General features: G+C 68.4%; 15 protein-coding genes and 2 tRNA genes. 9 read left to right on the forward strand and 8 right to left on the reverse strand.

The genetic code is table 11. The features are described from left to right. Positions 1-4: 4 nt before the first annotated feature. Together QM841_RS15705 and hisC are read right to left on the reverse strand one after the other, a co-directional pair. Entirely contained in the window at positions 5-1,705 is a 1,701-nt protein-coding gene (locus tag QM841_RS15705; protein ID WP_283332676.1) for a bifunctional metallophosphatase/5'-nucleotidase, read from the reverse strand. Between the two features lie 89 nt (positions 1,706-1,794). Further along, a complete protein-coding gene (gene hisC / locus QM841_RS15710) occupies positions 1,795-2,871 on the reverse strand; it encodes a histidinol-phosphate transaminase (RefSeq protein WP_283332677.1) in 1,077 nt (358 codons plus the stop codon). A gap of 61 nt (positions 2,872-2,932) precedes the next feature. On the opposite strand from hisC, the gene QM841_RS15715 reads away from it, so the two are divergent. The 3 genes from QM841_RS15715 (at position 2,933) to QM841_RS15725 (ending at position 3,967) form a co-directional block, all read left to right on the forward strand. Continuing rightward, the gene (locus tag QM841_RS15715) at positions 2,933-3,658 is read left to right on the forward strand and encodes a dienelactone hydrolase family protein (protein ID WP_283332679.1); all 726 of its coding nucleotides are present in this window, start codon (positions 2,933-2,935) and stop codon (positions 3,656-3,658) included. A 99-nt stretch (positions 3,659-3,757) separates the two neighbouring features. After that, a tRNA-Ser gene (locus QM841_RS15720) sits at positions 3,758-3,849 on the forward strand. A gap of 45 nt (positions 3,850-3,894) precedes the next feature. Further along, positions 3,895-3,967, forward strand: a tRNA-Arg gene (locus tag QM841_RS15725). Between the two features lie 73 nt (positions 3,968-4,040). Here the strand turns inward: QM841_RS15725 and QM841_RS15730 are convergent. After that, positions 4,041-4,511: an ArsI/CadI family heavy metal resistance metalloenzyme gene (locus tag QM841_RS15730; RefSeq protein ID WP_283332680.1), complete on the reverse strand. Its 471-nt coding sequence runs from the start codon at positions 4,509-4,511 to the stop codon at positions 4,041-4,043. A gap of 93 nt (positions 4,512-4,604) precedes the next feature. Between QM841_RS15730 and QM841_RS15735 the strand changes: the two genes are divergently transcribed. Further along, positions 4,605-4,964 carry an Rv2640c family ArsR-like transcriptional regulator gene (locus QM841_RS15735; RefSeq protein ID WP_283332681.1) on the forward strand — a complete coding sequence of 120 codons (360 nt, stop codon included), beginning with the start codon at positions 4,605-4,607 and terminating at the stop codon, positions 4,962-4,964. Between the two features lie 16 nt (positions 4,965-4,980). Here the strand turns inward: QM841_RS15735 and QM841_RS15740 are convergent, their stop codons facing one another. After that, positions 4,981-5,454, reverse strand: a complete 474-nt coding sequence (locus QM841_RS15740; protein WP_280781832.1) for a hypothetical protein — start codon at positions 5,452-5,454, stop codon at positions 4,981-4,983. 86 nt (positions 5,455-5,540) lie between these two features. Then, positions 5,541-5,906, reverse strand: coding sequence for a YybH family protein (locus QM841_RS15745; RefSeq protein ID WP_283332683.1), 366 nt, complete (start codon positions 5,904-5,906; stop codon positions 5,541-5,543). A gap of 100 nt (positions 5,907-6,006) precedes the next feature. Between QM841_RS15745 and QM841_RS15750 the strand changes: the two genes are divergently transcribed. Beyond that, positions 6,007-6,906: a LysR family transcriptional regulator gene (locus tag QM841_RS15750; protein WP_283332684.1), complete on the forward strand. Its 900-nt coding sequence runs from the start codon at positions 6,007-6,009 to the stop codon at positions 6,904-6,906. Positions 6,907-6,910: 4 nt separating this feature from the next. Here the strand turns inward: QM841_RS15750 and QM841_RS15755 are convergent, their stop codons facing one another. Genes QM841_RS15755 through QM841_RS15765 form a run of 3 tightly spaced genes read right to left on the reverse strand, consistent with a single transcriptional unit; the run spans position 6,911 to position 9,860 of the window. Then, the gene (locus QM841_RS15755; RefSeq protein ID WP_283332686.1) at positions 6,911-7,678 is read right to left on the reverse strand and encodes an SDR family oxidoreductase; all 768 of its coding nucleotides are present in this window, start codon (positions 7,676-7,678) and stop codon (positions 6,911-6,913) included. Continuing rightward, the gene (locus QM841_RS15760) at positions 7,675-8,415 is read right to left on the reverse strand and encodes a fumarylacetoacetate hydrolase family protein (RefSeq protein ID WP_283332688.1); all 741 of its coding nucleotides are present in this window, start codon (positions 8,413-8,415) and stop codon (positions 7,675-7,677) included. Before QM841_RS15760 ends, QM841_RS15755 begins: the two co-directional genes overlap by 4 nt. After that, positions 8,412-9,860, reverse strand: coding sequence for an MFS transporter (locus QM841_RS15765; protein ID WP_283332689.1), 1,449 nt, complete (start codon positions 9,858-9,860; stop codon positions 8,412-8,414). The genes QM841_RS15760 and QM841_RS15765 overlap by 4 nt, the downstream gene beginning before the upstream one ends. A gap of 208 nt (positions 9,861-10,068) precedes the next feature. Here QM841_RS15765 and QM841_RS15770 point away from each other — a divergent pair, with 208 nt between their 5' ends. The 4 genes from QM841_RS15770 to QM841_RS15785 all read left to right on the forward strand — a co-directional run bounded on the left by QM841_RS15770 (position 10,069) and on the right by QM841_RS15785 (position 15,484). Beyond that, complete coding sequence (locus tag QM841_RS15770) at positions 10,069-11,142, forward strand: D-2-hydroxyacid dehydrogenase (protein WP_283332690.1); 1,074 nt, start codon at positions 10,069-10,071, stop codon at positions 11,140-11,142. Positions 11,143-11,264: 122 nt separating this feature from the next. Further along, a complete protein-coding gene (locus tag QM841_RS15775; RefSeq protein ID WP_283332691.1) occupies positions 11,265-12,503 on the forward strand; it encodes a cation:proton antiporter in 1,239 nt (412 codons plus the stop codon). Beyond that, a complete protein-coding gene (locus tag QM841_RS15780) occupies positions 12,500-14,068 on the forward strand; it encodes an MFS transporter (RefSeq protein WP_283332692.1) in 1,569 nt (522 codons plus the stop codon). The genes QM841_RS15775 and QM841_RS15780 overlap by 4 nt, the downstream gene beginning before the upstream one ends. Positions 14,069-14,170: 102 nt before the next feature. Next, the gene (locus QM841_RS15785; protein ID WP_283332693.1) at positions 14,171-15,484 is read left to right on the forward strand and encodes a serine hydrolase domain-containing protein; all 1,314 of its coding nucleotides are present in this window, start codon (positions 14,171-14,173) and stop codon (positions 15,482-15,484) included. Positions 15,485-15,539 lie beyond the last annotated feature (55 nt).

Genomic DNA, 15,539 nt, shown 5'->3' on the forward strand with positions numbered 1-15,539 from the left:
GTCTCTAGCCGACCACGGTGATCCGGTCGGTGTTCGGTGTCGTCACCGGTGAATTCGTCCCCAGATACGCCGTGAACGCGTCGAGGTCGCAGCCCGCGTGCACGGCCTCGGCGCGGGTGCGGAAAGCGTCGAAACCGTCACCGCCGTCGGCGAGGAACTTGTTGACGGCCACCCGGTAGGTGCCCTCGGGGACGACGGCGTCGCCGTTCACCCGGATGTCCGAGATGCGTTCGCCGACAGTCGCCGAACGATTCATGGTGTACGCCAGCGAACTCGACGGGGCGAGGATCCGCTCCGTGATCGTGCCGTCTCCGCGCGGCTGGAACTGCTGCTCCAGGGCAGTTTTCAGGGTCGTGCCGGTGACTGCCAGGACCTCGAGGGTATTGCCGAAGGGCTGGGCGGCGTAGGCCTGCCCGTAGGTGACGGCGCCGTCCGGGCCGCGCAGCAGATCCTCGCGGAGTCCACCCGGGTTGGTGAGTGCCACCTGGGCGCCGTGCCCGGACCCCGCCGCAAGCTGGGCGTCGGCGACGACGTTACCGAGGGTGGACTCGCCGCTGCCGGTCTCGTCGCGGGTGAGGTCGCCCGACAACGACGCCACGCGCGCCGCACCGATCTCGGAGGCCAGGGCGGCGGCACCGTCGGCGAGCGCCTGGATGTCGGGGTCCGACGGGATGTCGTGGGTGACCACCTGATTGAACGCCGACGCGCGGTCGCGCAGGACGTCGCGGGTGGTGCGGTCGACCGACACGTCGACCACCGACACGATGCGCCCGTGCGACGCGCCCTGCATCATGACGCGCGGGTTCCCCATCGGGTCGGGAAACGAGCAGTTGTACTGCTGGTGGCTGTCGGCGGTGAAAATGACGTCGACCTTCGGGGACGCCCGCAGCGCGAGGTCGCGAGCGGGGCCGGATGTCACCTCGCACGAATTGGGACCGTTGTCGGCGATGGGTTCGGCTCCCTTGTGCATCAGCAGCACGATGGCGCGCACACCGAAGAAGTCGAGGAGATCCGCGGTCCGGTCGACGGCCGCGAGTTCGTCCGTGAAACGCAGCCCTCCCACCCCCTCCGGGGTCACCATCGTCGCGGTGTCGGCGGGCATGGTCGCGATGACCCCGACCGGGATTCCCTCGACGTAGTCGACGGTGAACGGCAGGGTCGCGGGCGCGCCGTCGTCGAACTCCATGTTCGCTGCGAGGAGCGGAAAGTTCGCGCCCTCGAACGTGTTTCCGAAGCGGCAGCCGTCGGTGGGGTGGCAGCCTCCGGTCTGCATCCGCCGGAACTCCGTGTATCCCTCGTCGAGTTCGTGATTGCCGATCGCGGACGCGTCGACGCCCATCCTGTTGAGCAGCTGCACGGTCGGTTCGTCGTGGAACATCGCGGATTCGAGCGCCGACGATCCCCAGCTGTCGCCCACCGAATACAGCAGTGAATGCGTCGCCTGGCCGCGCAGCTGATCGACGTACGCGGCCAGGTAGGCGGCACCGCCGGCCGGGACCAGCGAGCCGTCGGCGTGCTTCACCTGACTGCGGATGCCGGGCGGCGGTTCGAGGCTGCCGTGGAGGTCGTTGAAGGCGAGGAGCCGGACGGAGACCGCGGTGTCCTGCGCCTGCGCCACGGACAGCCCCGCCGTCACCGAGATCGCCAGCGCCATCGCCAGTCCGGCAGCCGGCACGGCAGTGCGGAGCGCGGCGCGGCGACGCATGTGGGGGCTCCCTTCGGCAAAACCTCACTGAGTCTGCCAACAAGGAGTCACGGGCGTTATACCCGTGGGTAACGTTTACGTCTCGAGCGTTACGCCCGGACCGCGACGTTCGCGATCGAGCGGGCCTCGGTGCTCGTCGCGAAGGCGAGGAACGCGTCGTTCTCCGCGGGATCGCCGATCGTGATCCGCACCCCGTCGTCGCCGTACGGGCGCAGCAGCACACCGGCCTCGGCGCTGGCGGCGGCGAACGCCCCGGAGTGGGTGCCCAACGGGAGGTAGACGAAGTTGGCGGCCGATTCGGGCACCTCGTACCCGGCGGCGAGCAGGGCGTCGCGCACCCGGTTCCGCTCGGCGACGACCCCGTCCGTGCGTGCCAGCAGTTCTCCGGACGCGGCCAGCGACGCGATGGCGGCGGCCTGCGCGACGGCATTGACCGCGAACGCGATGTGCACCTTGGTCAGCGCGGTGACGACCGCGGGATCGGCGACCGCGTACCCCACGCGGATGCCGGCGAGACCGTAGGCCTTGGAGAACGTGCGCAGCACCACCACGTTGGGGCGTCCGCGGAACAGTTCGATGCCGTCGGCGTCGGACCGGTTGTACTCGAAGTAGGCCTCGTCGAGGGCCACCAGGACGTCGGCGGGGACGGCGTCGAGGAACCGCTCGAGTTCGGCCTTCGTCAGCGCGGTGCCGGTGGGGTTGTTCGGGTTGCAGACGAAGATCAGCCGGGTGCGGTCGGTGATCGCGGCCAGCATCGCGTCGAGGTCGTGACCGTGGTCGGCGGTGAGCGGAACCTTGACGGGCGTCGCCCCGGCCACCTGCGTGACCACGGGGTAGGCCTCGAACGACCGCCACGCGAAGATGACCTCGTCACCGTCGTTGCAGGTGGCCTGCACCAACTCCTGGCACAGGCTCACCGAACCGCAACCCGCGGCGATGTTCTCGGTGGCCACCCCGAGGTGGTCGGCGAGCGCCGCGATCAGGGCGACGTGACCGTTGTCCGGGTACCGGTTGGCATTGGCGGCGGCGTCCGCGATGGCGTCCCGCACACTCGGCAACGGGCCCAGCGTGGTCTCGTTGCTCGCCAGCTTGATGGCGCCCGGAAAGTTCTTGCCGGGGATGTAGGCCGGAATCGTCTCGAGGTCTGCCCTGGTTCGCGGAGTCACCAGGCGATTATGCGCCTCCCGATCCACTGCGCCGACGCCCCCTTCGTGCCAAGGTAGGGGCATGTCGGGATTCTTCAGGGACAGTGCAGCCCTGCGGACGTCCGGAGACGCGCCGGAAAGCCCTCAGATGCGTGTTCCGCTCACCGCGGTCGAACCGGACGGTCCGGCGCGGGGCGGGATCGTGGTCCTGCACGAGTCGCGTACCTTCAGCGAACCTCTCCTCGATCTGATGCGCTCGCTCGCGATGGAGGGGTGGGTGGCGGTGGCGCCGCACCTCTTCCACCGGGAACCGGCGCCGAGCGATGTCGAGGTGTTCGGCGACGCCCTGTTCGCCGACTTCGACGCCACCTTCGACTGGCTGATCGCGCGGGGCATCTACGCCGACTGCGTGGGCGTGCTGGGTTTCGACGACGCCGGGACCGCCGCCCTGCTCGTCGCGACGACGCGTCCGGTCGGCGCAGCCGTGAGTGTTGCCGCCCGTGGGATCGTCGAGCCGCTGTCGGAGGACGCGCCTGCGCTGGTGCACGCCGCCCCCGACCTGAAGGCCCCCTGGCTCGGTCTGTACGGGGAAGACGATCCGTCCACGCCGCCCGATCAGGTCGAGCGGCTGCGCGACGCCACCGCCAAGTCGGACGTCGCGGGGCTCGTCGTGAGTTACGCCGGCCTCGCGCACCGGGCCGACGAACCGCCCCAGGTGCCCGACGGCAGGGACGACGACCCGGGTGCCCAGGCCATCGTCGACGCACAGCGGCGGATCTTCGACTGGTTCGACAGCCACCTGCGATAAAGCGGCCATCCTTACGCTCTGACCAGCCGTTTTGCCTTTGTGGTGGAAAGGTGTGTAATCTTTCGCACCGGCGGTCCGAAGGGATCGGAACCACCCCAGGGAGGCGTGCCAGAGCGGCCGAATGGGACTCACTGCTAATGAGTTGTCCCTTTTACGAGGGACCGGAGGTTCAAATCCTCTCGCCTCCGCCACACCGGGCCTAGTCGGCCGGTGCAAGCTAGACAACTGAAGAACATGCGCCCGTAGCTCAACGGATAGAGCACTTGACTACGGATCAAGAGGTTAGGGGTTCGAATCCCTTCGGGCGCACAAAGAAACCCCGTCAGCTGCAGTGATGCAGGTGGCGGGGTTTCTCTTTGTCGCCGATCCGGGCCGTCGCCGCCTAGCAGCAGGACGTGCCCGCGGAGGCTTTCGCCCCGTCCGCGGTGCCGCAGCAGGTGGCCCCCTCGGCGTCGGGGTCGAGGTGCCGGGGGCTCGACCCGAACGTGTCGGAGTCGGCGAGCACGGTGTAGACCTCCCACTTCTCGCCGGCGGGGCCGGTGACCCACACCTTGTCCTGGGTCGCGAAGCAACAGGTGGTGCCGATCTCCTCGTCGGTGAACAGGCCTTCCCCGGACAGCCGTGCGATCTCCTCGTGCACCCGGGAGCTCGATTCGACCTCGACGCCGAGGTGGTTGATGGTGCCGCCCTCGCCGGGGTTCTCGATCAGCACCAGCTTGAGGGGTGGCTGCGCGATGGCGAAGTTCGCGTAGCCCGGCTTCAGTTTCGCCGGTTGTGTATCGAACAGTTTCGAGTAGAACGTGACTGCTTCCTCCAGATTGTCGACATTGAGGGCGAGCTGGGCGCGGGACATGACAACCTCCACCTGTGTGACATATGTCGAATTGCTTGCATCCATAGAGTCCCACCTTTTTGACATATGTCAAGAAGCTGGGACGATGGAGCCATGCCCAAGACGTTGCCGGTCGTAGATGTCTCCGCGCCGATCTGCTGCGCGCCCGTCTCGGCCGCCCCGATGACCGACGAGGCCGCCCTGCACCTCGCGCTGCGCCTGAAGGCGCTGGCCGACCCGGTCCGCATCAAGCTGATGTCGATTCTGCTGACCGCGAGCGACGGCGAGGTGTGCACGTGCGATCTCGCGACCGGCGTGGGCCTGTCCGAATCGACCGTCAGTCACCATCTCGGCCAGCTGAAGAAGGCGGGAATGGTCCAGCCCGTCCGCCGCGGAATGAACGTCTTCTACAGTGCGCGGGCGGACGCCCTCGACGCACTGCGGGTGGTCCTCGACCCCAACTGCTGCACCTGACGCCGGCCGGGATCGGTCACGACGTTCGCGTGCTCGATTCGAGACCGATCGTGGTGGTGGTCGAACCGAGACCGATCCGTGGCCAGCCTGCGGTGACCGCGATGAATCCCGACGCGGGTATCGCGTCCAGCCAGTAGTGCGGTTCGGTGCGGTACTCGGGCGGCCCGCTCCGGCACGGCTTCGACGCCGCCGCCGGATGGTAGGGATCGGCCTCGCCTTCGATGTCGTCGACGCGCGCCCGCACCGACAGATAGGACCAGCGCGTCGAGGGATCGTCGGGGTCGGACAGCGGGCGGGTCTCGTATTGCGCCAGCTCCGCGGGCCTGCCCGTCGCGGTCAGGGCCATCCGGAGGTGGAGGCCGTCCGGGAACGCCACCACCTCGAACAGCTCGAGCGTGAGGTGGTCTTCGGCCGTGAGCAGCAGGGGGCCGTGCACCTGGTGTCCTCCGGTGGTGGGTGGTGCTACTGCCGGCCAACGCGGTCTGCGCATGACCCCTATAGTCCCACCGATCCGAATGCAGATGCAATGGTGGACAACGAAGTTCATGCCGTGTAGGGGTCGGCGCAGCCGCGACCTCAGCGGGTGGGCGGGACGAACTCCGGCTGGTCGAGCAGTCGGAGCCAGCTTCCGTCCGGTTGCCTGCGGACGACCTGCGCCCGCGCGCCGGATCCGTCCTTGGGTGGGGTGGACGTGAGTGCGATGTCGTCGCTGATCAGCGTGGGGAGTGGCGTCTCCGGTTCGAAGTGCGGCGCGTTCGCGAGCACCGACTCCCACAGTTTCTGGATGGCTGCCCGGCCGACCGTCCGGCTCCCGGGCGGATACGCCATGACGGCGTTCTCCTCGTAGAGGGCGGCCACTCCGGCCGCGTCGCCGGCGTTGCTGCGCTCGACGAACAGTCGGGTGAGATCTTCGGGGTTCAGGGCCTTCTCGTGGTCGGACACGGGGATCCTTTCGTGGGTGAACTGCTGTCACATCCCAGAGTGGTGTCGCCTCAACCGGAAGTCCAACAGATAGTTCTGCTGAATACTAGAATTACTGCTTATGGAACTGAGGCAGCTGGAGTACTTCGTCGCGGTCGCCGAGGAAGCGAACTTCACCCGTGCCGCGGAACGCGTCCACATCAGCCAGTCGGGGATCAGCGCGCAGATCCGGCAGCTCGAGCACGACCTCGGCGCCACGCTGATCGACCGGTCGAGCCGGACGGCGACGCTCACGTCCGCGGGAGAAGCGGCGCTCGTGCATGCCCGCGCGGCCCTCGCCTCGGCCGACGCGATGCGGCAGGCCGTGGACGACGTGAACCAGCTGATCCGGGGCCGGCTCGTCGTGGGGATGGTCACCGCCTGCACGGTGAAGCCGCTGTTCGACGCGCTGTCCGCGTTCCACGTCGCGCACCCCGGGATCGAGATCACGCTGACCGAGGACAGTTCCGACCGCCTCGTCGAACGGGTCCGCGCCGGTGCGATCGATCTCGCTCTCGTGGGCACCGCGACCGCCCCGCCGGACGGGTTGGACGCCTTCCCGATCATCAGCGAGGGGCTGGTCGCGGCCGTGCCGCCCGGGCACCCGCTGGCCGGGCGTTCGCGCGTCACCCTGGCCGAACTCGGCGACCACGCGATCGTATGTATGCCGACCGGAACGGGGATCCGAACGGTCTTCGACCAGGCGTGTGCGGCCGCCCGCCTCCGCCCCGACATCGCCTTGCAGGCGAGTGCGCCCGACGCCGTCGCCGACCTCGCGATCCGCGGGCTGGGGGTTGCGATCCTCAGTGAGTCGATGGCGACGGACTACCGGGGGCGGTTGACGGCGGTCGCACTGGACGACGTCGACATCCCGGCCGTGCTCGCGCTGGTGTGGAAGAGTCTCGCTGGTCCGGCGCTCCGTGAACTCGTCCTGCACACCCGCCGCTCCTTCGGGGAAGTGCCGACCGCGGTCGGCCGGTAAATCCTCACACCACCGACGTCATCCCGCCGTCGATGAAGATCACCTGACCGTTGACGTACCGGGAACCGTCCGACGCCAGCCACACCGCCGGACCGACGAGATCGTCCGGGGTGCCCCACCGGCCTGCCGGCGCGCGGCCGCGGAGCCACGCGTCGAACTCGGGGTCGTCGACGAGGGCCTGCGTCATCTCGGTGTGAATGTAGCCGGGCGCGAGGCCGTTGATCTGCAACCCGGACGCCGCCCATTCGGCCGTCATCGCGCGGGTCAGATTCCGCAGTCCGCCCTTCGCGGCGGTGTACGGCGCGATGGTGGGCCGGGCCAGGTCGCTCTGCACCGAGCAGACGTTGATGATCTTGCCGCTCCCTCGGGCGATCTGGCACCGTGCGACGGCCCGCCCGACAAGGAAGGCGCTGGTGAGGTCGGTGGTGAGCACCCTGTTCCAGTCCTCGAGGGTGATGTCGAGCAGCGGCTGACGGTGTTGCAGCGCAGCGTTGTTCACCAGAATCTCGATCGGCCCGACCTCCGATTCGATCCGTTCGACAGCGTCGGTCACCCGCTCGGGATCCGTGACGTCGAACGCGTACGCGTGGACGCGTGTCTCGCCGAACTGCTCGCGGAGGCGCTCACGTGCCTGTGCGAGACGCTCACCCGACACCCCGTTGAGGACGATCGTGGCGCCCGCCTCGGCCAGGCCCCGCGCGAGTGCGTAGCCGATTCCCCGGCTCGAACCGGTGACCAGGGCGATGCGCCCGGACAGATCGAAGAGGTTCACAGCGCACGCACCGGGTTGGCCAGCGTGCCGATACCGTCGAGCGTGATCTCGGCACGGTCACCCGGTTTGACCGGGCCGAGCGTGAACGGGCAACCCGTGAGCACGACGTCTCCCGGCCCGAGGGTCAGATACCGGGTGAGATGGACCAGTTGCTCGGACACGTTCCACGCGAGCTGCCGCGTGGACGCCTCCGCCACGGTCACGCCGTTGACACGCACGGTGATCGGAACGTCCCCGGAGCCGAGATCCGTCTCGATCCACGGTCCCAGCGGGGTGAAACCGTCGCCGTGCTTCGCCTGGGTGAGCTTGTCGTCCAGCGCTATCTGCTCGACGGCGGTGACGTCGTTGCCGATCGTGTACCCGAGGATCGCGGACGGGACGTCCTCCGGGCGAAGCCTGCGGCACGTGCGGCGGATGACGACGGCCAGTTCGCCCTCCACGTTGACCTGCCCCAGCCCTTCGTCGACGACGATCGGATCGTCGGGGCCGATCACCGTGCGGGTCGACTTCATGAACGCCTGCAACGACAGGTCGCGATCTCCGGGTGCGCCGTTGTGGGCCATCCCGAGCAGGACCCGCGGTTCGGCGGGCGCGAGCAGCCGTGCGCCGGCGAGGTCGTGTGCGGGTCCGGTGAATGCCGGAGTGTCCGCGTACGGATCCGCCACCTCGTGCCAGCGACCGTCGCGCAGGCACACCGGCCGCGGTCCCGTGTCGGTGGCGATGCGGGCCAGCCTCATGCGTCGACCCGCGCCTTCGACTCGGCGGTCGCGACATCCGGTCCGTGGACCGGGTCGGCCATCGCATCCCAGGCCAGCCCGAGGTCGCGACCACGGGTTTCGGGTGTCACGAACGTGGTGGCGAACGTGATGACGCTGAGGACCAGAACGTAGATCGCGAGCGGCACCCACGAGTTGTTCAGCAGCGACAGCAGCAGTGCGCCGACGAAGGGGGCGATGCCGCCGGCGAGGATGGCGCTCGTCTCCCGGGCGACGGCGACGCCGATGTAGCGGTGGCGATTTCCGAACAGTTCGGGCAGGGCCGCGCACTGCGCGCCGAGCATCACGTTGACACCGATCCCGTAGCTGACCGCGAGCGTCGCCACCACGAGGTACGGGTTGCCGAGCGAGAGCAGCCACCACGACGGGACCGCGAGGACGAGCTGCAGCGCCGCACCGAACCGGTACACCCGCATCCGGCCGAAGCGGTCCGACAGCGCACCCGAGAACGGTATGACGAGCATGCCGATGGCGGCGCCGCAGGCGATGGCGAGCGGTCCGATCGACTTGCTGACACCCACCACGGTCGTGACGTAGCTGATGCCGAGGGTCTGGAAGATGTACGAGCCGCCGTTCTCGGCCATCCGCAGGCCGATGCCGCGGAGCACGCTGGGCATCGAGCTGCCGATCAGTTCCCGGAACGGGCTCTCACTGATCTGATCCTGCTTCTCCAGCTTGACGAACGTGGGGCTCTCCTGCATGCGGAGCCGGATGAACACGGCGACCGCGATGAGGAAGACCGACGCCAGGAACGGCACCCGCCACACCCAGGCGAGGAGGAGTTCGCGATCGATCTGGCCGAGGATCGCGAAGACCCCGGACGCCATCAGGGTGCCCACCATGATTCCGACGAACGGGAGTGCCGAGAAGAATCCGCGGCGCTCGGTGGGCGAGTACTCCGCCATCAGCGTGGTGGCACCGGCCTGTTCGGCGCCCGCGCCGAAGCCCTGCAGCAGTCGCAGCGCGACCAGCAGGATCGGGGCCCAGATGCCCACCTGCGCGCCGGTCGGCAGGACCCCGATCAGCGTGCTCGCGCCGCCCATGATCGCGATCGTGATCATCAGGACGGCCTTGCGTCCGAGGCGGTCCCCGAGGGCGCCGAAGAACAGGCCGCCGACGGGCCGGGCGAGGAAGCCGACGGCGTACGTGCCGAAACTGGCCATCAACGCGGCCGACGCACCCATGGCGGGGAAGAACAGCTGGCCGAAGATCAGTGCCGACGCCAGGCCGTACAGGGCGAAGTCGTAGTACTCGAGCGCGCTGCCGATGGAACTGGCGAGCGTCGCGCGTTTGAGGTTTGCGGCGTACTCCGGGTCGTCGGAGGCGCGCACCGGTCGGGTGGAGTTGCTGCTGCCTTCCGGCGTCTTCGAGTCTGCGCCTACTTGAATCTTCGATTCTGGGGACATCTTCTGCTCCGTTGTGGGACGGGACCACGCCGAGCGCGGTCACAAACAGGTCGGTGTAGTGACCCAGGTCACTGGCGTGTCGAGGACGATACCGCGCGGACGGCTATTTGTCATACATAACTGAAAGTGTTGACTGAATCACATGATTAGTGCAAAGTTTTTGATCTGAACATATGGTCAGCGATGGCCCGTACCGGAGGAATCTGCTGTGAGCGCACACGACCCGAAGCCACTCGACGGGCGACTCCGCGTCGTCGCCGCGACCCCCGTGAGCGAAGAGCTCATCAGTCTCGTCACCCGGGCGGAACCGCGCATCGACTTCATCCGCGAGCAGGATCTGCTGCCGCCCTCCCGATTCCCGGGTGATCACTCCGGCGATCCGTCGTTCTCCCGGACCGCGGAGCAGCAGAAGGCCTTCGACGACCTGGTCGATTCGGCGCACGCCCTGTACGGCGTGCCCGACGAGAATCCCGCGGCACTGACGAGGACGGCAGGCGCCAACCCCGACCTCCGCTGGGTGCACACGATGCCCGCCGGCGGCGGGGCCCAGGTGAAGGCGGCCGGCCTCACCGACGAGCAACTCGACCGCATCGCATTCAGCACCTCCGCCGGTGTGCACGCGGAACCGTTGGCCGAGTTCGCCGTCTTCGGCCTGCTGGCCGGCGCCAAGACCCTCCCGCGTCTCCTCGCCCAGCAACGCGACAAGGTGTGGAGCGGCCGCTGGGCCATGGGAACCGTGTCCGGGCAGCGCATCGTCGTCGTCGGGCTGGGCAGCATCGGCCGTGCGACGGCACTGAAGCTGAAGGCCCTCGGCGCCACCGTCGTGGGAACGAGCAGGCGCGACAGCGCGGTCGAGGGCGTCGACGAGATCGTCCACCCCGACCGGCTGGCCGATGTGGTCGGGGACGCCGACGGCATCGTCGTGACGCTTCCCGGAACCAGCGCCACCGAAGGCCTCGTCAGCGCAAAGGTATTCGGCGCGGTCAAGCCCGGAGTCACGGTGGTGAGCGTGGGCCGGGGCACCGTCGTCGACGAGGTCGCCATGACCGCCGCGATCGAGGACGGGCGGGTCGGGTTCGCCGCGCTGGACGTGTTCGCGTCCGAGCCCCTGGCATCGGACAGTCCGCTGTGGGCTCATCCGAACGTGCTGGTCAGCCCGCACACCGCGGCGTTGAACCCCGCGGAGGACCGCCTCATCGCGGAACTGTTCGCGCGCAACGCCACCCGGTTCCTCGACGGCGAGGAGCTGATCAACCGCGTCGACACCGTCGAGTTCTACTGACGATTCCGGTGCATGTCGGCGGCGCGGCGGCGTTCATCCCTCACGGATGATGTCTCGTCGTCCGGGCTCTGTGAGGCTCGAACGCAGTGCTGTGTCCGGCGGTTCGAGAGACGGGGTGATGCATGCCTTCCGTGGGAGCGTCGCTGTTCTGGATCGTGGCATGCGCCGTGATCGCCCCGCTGCTCGCCGGGTTGTTTCCCCGGAAGCTGGTGCCCGAGGTGGTACTTCTGCTGGTCGCCGGGATCGTCATCGGTCCCCACGTCTTCGACATTGCGGTCGAGGGCAGCGAGATCGAGCTGCTGCGCGACCTGGGGCTGGGTCTGCTCTTCCTGCTGGCCGGGTACGAGATCGACACGGCCGAGATCACCGGTCGCGGCGGCAGGAGGGCCCTGCTGACGTGGCTGGTCTCGCTGGCCCTGGCGTTCGCGGTGGTGTCGCTGCTGAGCCTCGTCCACGTGGTCGACGCCGGAACCGCGGTAGCCATTGCCATGACGTCGACGGCGCTCGGCACGCTGCTCCCGATCCTTCGTGACGCGGGCGCCCTCGATACCCGGCTGGGCCGGACGATCCTCAATCACGGCGCGTTCGGCGAACTCGGACCCGTCGTCGCCATGGCGGTTCTGCTCGGCTCCCGAGGGTCCGTGGCGTCCATCGTGGTCCTCGGACTGTTCACGGCCGCGGCGGTGCTGGTCGCGTTCATCCCCGCCCGCGTGCGGCGGGAGGGTTCCCGGATCACCGCGATCATCCGGTCGGGATCGGAGACGACGTCGCAGACCACGGTGCGGCTGACCATGCTGCTCCTCGTCGCACTCACCGTGCTCGCGGCGTCGTTCGGGCTCGACACGATCCTCGGTGCCTTCGCGGCGGGGTTCATCCTGCGGCGGGCCACGCCCGAAGGCGACGAAACGCTCGAAACGAAGCTCGACGGCCTGGCGTTCGGGTTCCTGATCCCGATCTTCTTCGTGACGTCCGGCATGGCCATCGACGTCGCCGCGGTGGCGTCCGAACCCGGCGTCCTCATCGCGTTCGTCCTGCTGATCCTGCTGGTGCGGGCAGGCCCGGTCTATTTCGCCGGGAGATTCGACCGGGGTGCCGACGGCACGGATCCACCCTTCACCGCCCGCGAACGCACCCAGTTGGCGCTGTACGCGGGAACCGGCCTGCCGCTGATCGTGGCCGTCACCGGAGTGGCCGTCGACTCCGGTGACATGACGTCCGCCAACGCCTCCGTGCTCGTCGCGGCCGGCGCGATCACCGTCCTCCTCTTCCCGCTCGCCGCGTCGCTGCTCGCGTCGAGCCCCGAACCGGCGGCCGATTCGGCGGGTCCACGAGGAGACCAGAACCCCGGGAGCAGACAGTGACTCGAACCGAGACGACGCAGGCGCCGGCCCGCGCGACGCTGATCCTCGCGACCCTGATCCTCGTCGCCGCCGTCGCCAACCTGAATTTGTCGGTCGCGAACGTCGCGCTCCCAGACATCGGCCGCGCTTTCGACGCGAGTCAGACGCAGCTGAACCTCGTCGCCGTGGCGTACTCCCTCGGGCTCGCCGCGTCGGTTCTCTATCTGGGGGCGCTCGGCGACCGCTACGGGCGTAAACAGATGCTGGTGCTCGGCATGGCGCTGTCGCTGCCGGCGTCGGCGATCGCGGGCTTCGCCGGGAACTTCGAAATACTGTTCCTCGCACGTGTTCTCGGCGGTGTCTCCGCCGGGCTCGCGTTCCCCACCACGCTCGCGATCATCACCGCGCTGTGGTCGGGACCGCCCCGGACCAAGGCGATCGCACTGTGGTCGGCGCTCGGTGGTGCGATCTCCTCGCTCGGGCCGATCGTGTCGGGCGCGCTGCTCGAGCACTTCCATTGGGGCTCGGTGTTCCTCGTGACCCTTCCGCTCGCCGCTCTCGCCCTCGTCGCCGCCATCCTGTGGGTGCCCGCCCACGTCAACGAGACGACCGATCCCGTCGACAATCTCGGCGGCATCATCTCCGTCGTCTTCATCGCCGCCCTCATCCTCGCGATCAACTTCGCGCCGGTCGACGGTGCCGGGGCGCTCGCCGTCGGTCTCGGGTTGATCGCACTCGCCGCGGGAGCCGCGTTCTTCCTGCAGCAACGACGGGCGGCGCACCCACTGTTCGATCTGCACGTCGCCGCCCGACCGACGTTCTGGGTGGCCGCCGTCGGCGGGGTGATCGTGTTCGGCGCGTTGATGGGTGCGATGTTCATCGGGCAGCAGTTCCTCCAGAACGTGCTCGGGTACTCCACGCTCGCCGCCGGATCGGCGATCATTCCGGCGGCCGTCGCGATGGTCGTCGTCGCACCCCGCTCCGCGAAACTCGTCGAATCGCACGGCGCCCGGTTCACACTGCTGCTCGGCTACCTGTTCGTCGTCCTCGGACTGGTTGTCGCGCTGGTGTGGTGGGACGAGGACGCAACCTTCTGGTGGGTGGCTCTCGCGTACGCGTTCGTGGGCATCGGGGTCGGGTTCGCCGGCACCCCGGCGTCGCGGTCGCTCACCGGTTCGGTGCCGGTGTCGCGGGCGGGCATGGCGTCCGGCACCTCCGACCTGCAACGCGACCTCGGCGGCGCGATCATGCAGTCGATCCTCGGAGCGGTGCTCACCGCCGGCTACGCGAAGTCGCTGTCGGCCACGATCGCCTCGTCGCCGGACTCGAGCCAGATCACCCCGGAAACCCAAGCGGCGCTCACGAAGTCGTATTCCAGCGCCGAAGTGCTCGCGGAACGTTATCCGCAGTACGCCGAGCAGATCATCGCGGCCGCCCGCAACGCCTTCCTCGACGGCGACGATCGGGCGTACCTCGCCGCGATCCTGGTGGTGTGCGCCGGGGCCGTGGTGGTGTTCTTCTTCTACCCGCACCGGGAGAAGGAGAAGCGGCTGCTGGCCGAATACGCGACCGACAGAGCACAGTAGGGCGAATGTATCGCCGGTCGCCTCAGAAGCGCCGAAAGGTACATTCACCCGGCGGTCGCGGAGTAAGTTCCCGGGAGGGGCACCTCGACGACGGGACGCACGATGACAGCTCAGGTCGTGACCAGGACGAATCGGCGACGAGGCCTCGCGGCGGCTGCAGCGGCCCTGCTGCTGATAGTGCCCGCGGCGTGCTCCGACGACTCCTCCTCCACGGGCACCTCCGCTACCTCCACGACGACGCAGACGGGATCACCGAACGCCGGGGCCGACGCGCAGATCGACCCCGGTGTCGCGGACCGACTCGACGAGGCGATCGAGAAGACGATGTCGATGGCGTCGATTCCCGGCGCGATTGTGGGCGTGTGGGGGCCCGATGGCGACTACGTGAAGGCGTTCGGCGTCGCCGACAAGACGACGGGCGCGCCGATGGAGACCGATTTCTTCCACCGAATCGGCAGTGTGACAAAGACGTTCACGGTCACGGGTCTGTTGCAGCTGGTCGACGAAGACAAGGTTGCGCTCGACGACCCCATCTCGAAGTACGTGGAGGGCGTGCCGCTGGGTGATCAGATCACGCTGCGCCAGCTTGCCCGGATGCAGAGCGGGCTGGCGAACTACTCGGCGAACGAGGACTTCCAGAAGGCGTTGCTCAGCGACCCGCAGGCCGCGTTCACCCCGCAGCAACTGCTGGGGTACGCGTTTGCGCAACCCGCGACGTTCCCACCCGGGCAGGGATTCGAATACTCCAACACGAACACGACCCTGCTGGGACTTGTCATCGAGAAGGTCAGCGGGCTGCCGCTCCCGGAGTACGTGACGCAGAAGATCGTTCAGCCGCTGAAGATGGCGGACACGAGCTTCCCGACCACCAACGCGTTCCCCGAACCGCACGCGCAGGGCTACACCGAGCAGACCTTGGACGACAAGGAAGCCGTGGCCACCGACTGGAATCCGTCCTGGGGATGGGCGGCGGGCGCGATGATCTCGACCCTCGACGACCTGCACATCTGGGCGCCCGCGCTGGCCACCGGCACACTGCTGCAACCGGCCACACAGGCGCAACGGCTCGAGACGGTCAACGCGCCGGGTCTGGCACCAGACGTCGGCTACGGGCTGGGCATCTTCGACGTCGCCGGCTGGATCGGGCACAACGGCAGCCTCCCCGGGTATCAGACGGTCTGCGTCTACCTTCCGGAGCAGGAGACCACCCTCGCGATCATGATCAACACCGACGTCCCCTACCAGGGCAGCGAACCGAGCACCGCGCTGGCGGGGGCCGTCACGGAGATCATCTCGCCGGAACACATCTACAAGCTCAGCGCCGGAGTGCAGAATCCGGACGCGTCGACCCCGGTCACGCCGACGCCCTCGGAGGCCCCGGCGACGTCCTCGACCTCCGCCCCGCCGACCAGCTGACCCCATGTGAGTGGCAAAGCGTGCGCGAGCACACTTTGCCACTCACATGCCCTCC

The organism is Rhodococcus sp. IEGM 1307, from assembly GCF_030056915.1.
In the GTDB taxonomy this organism is placed as follows: Bacteria; Actinomycetota; Actinomycetes; order Mycobacteriales; family Mycobacteriaceae; genus Rhodococcus_F; species Rhodococcus_F opacus_D.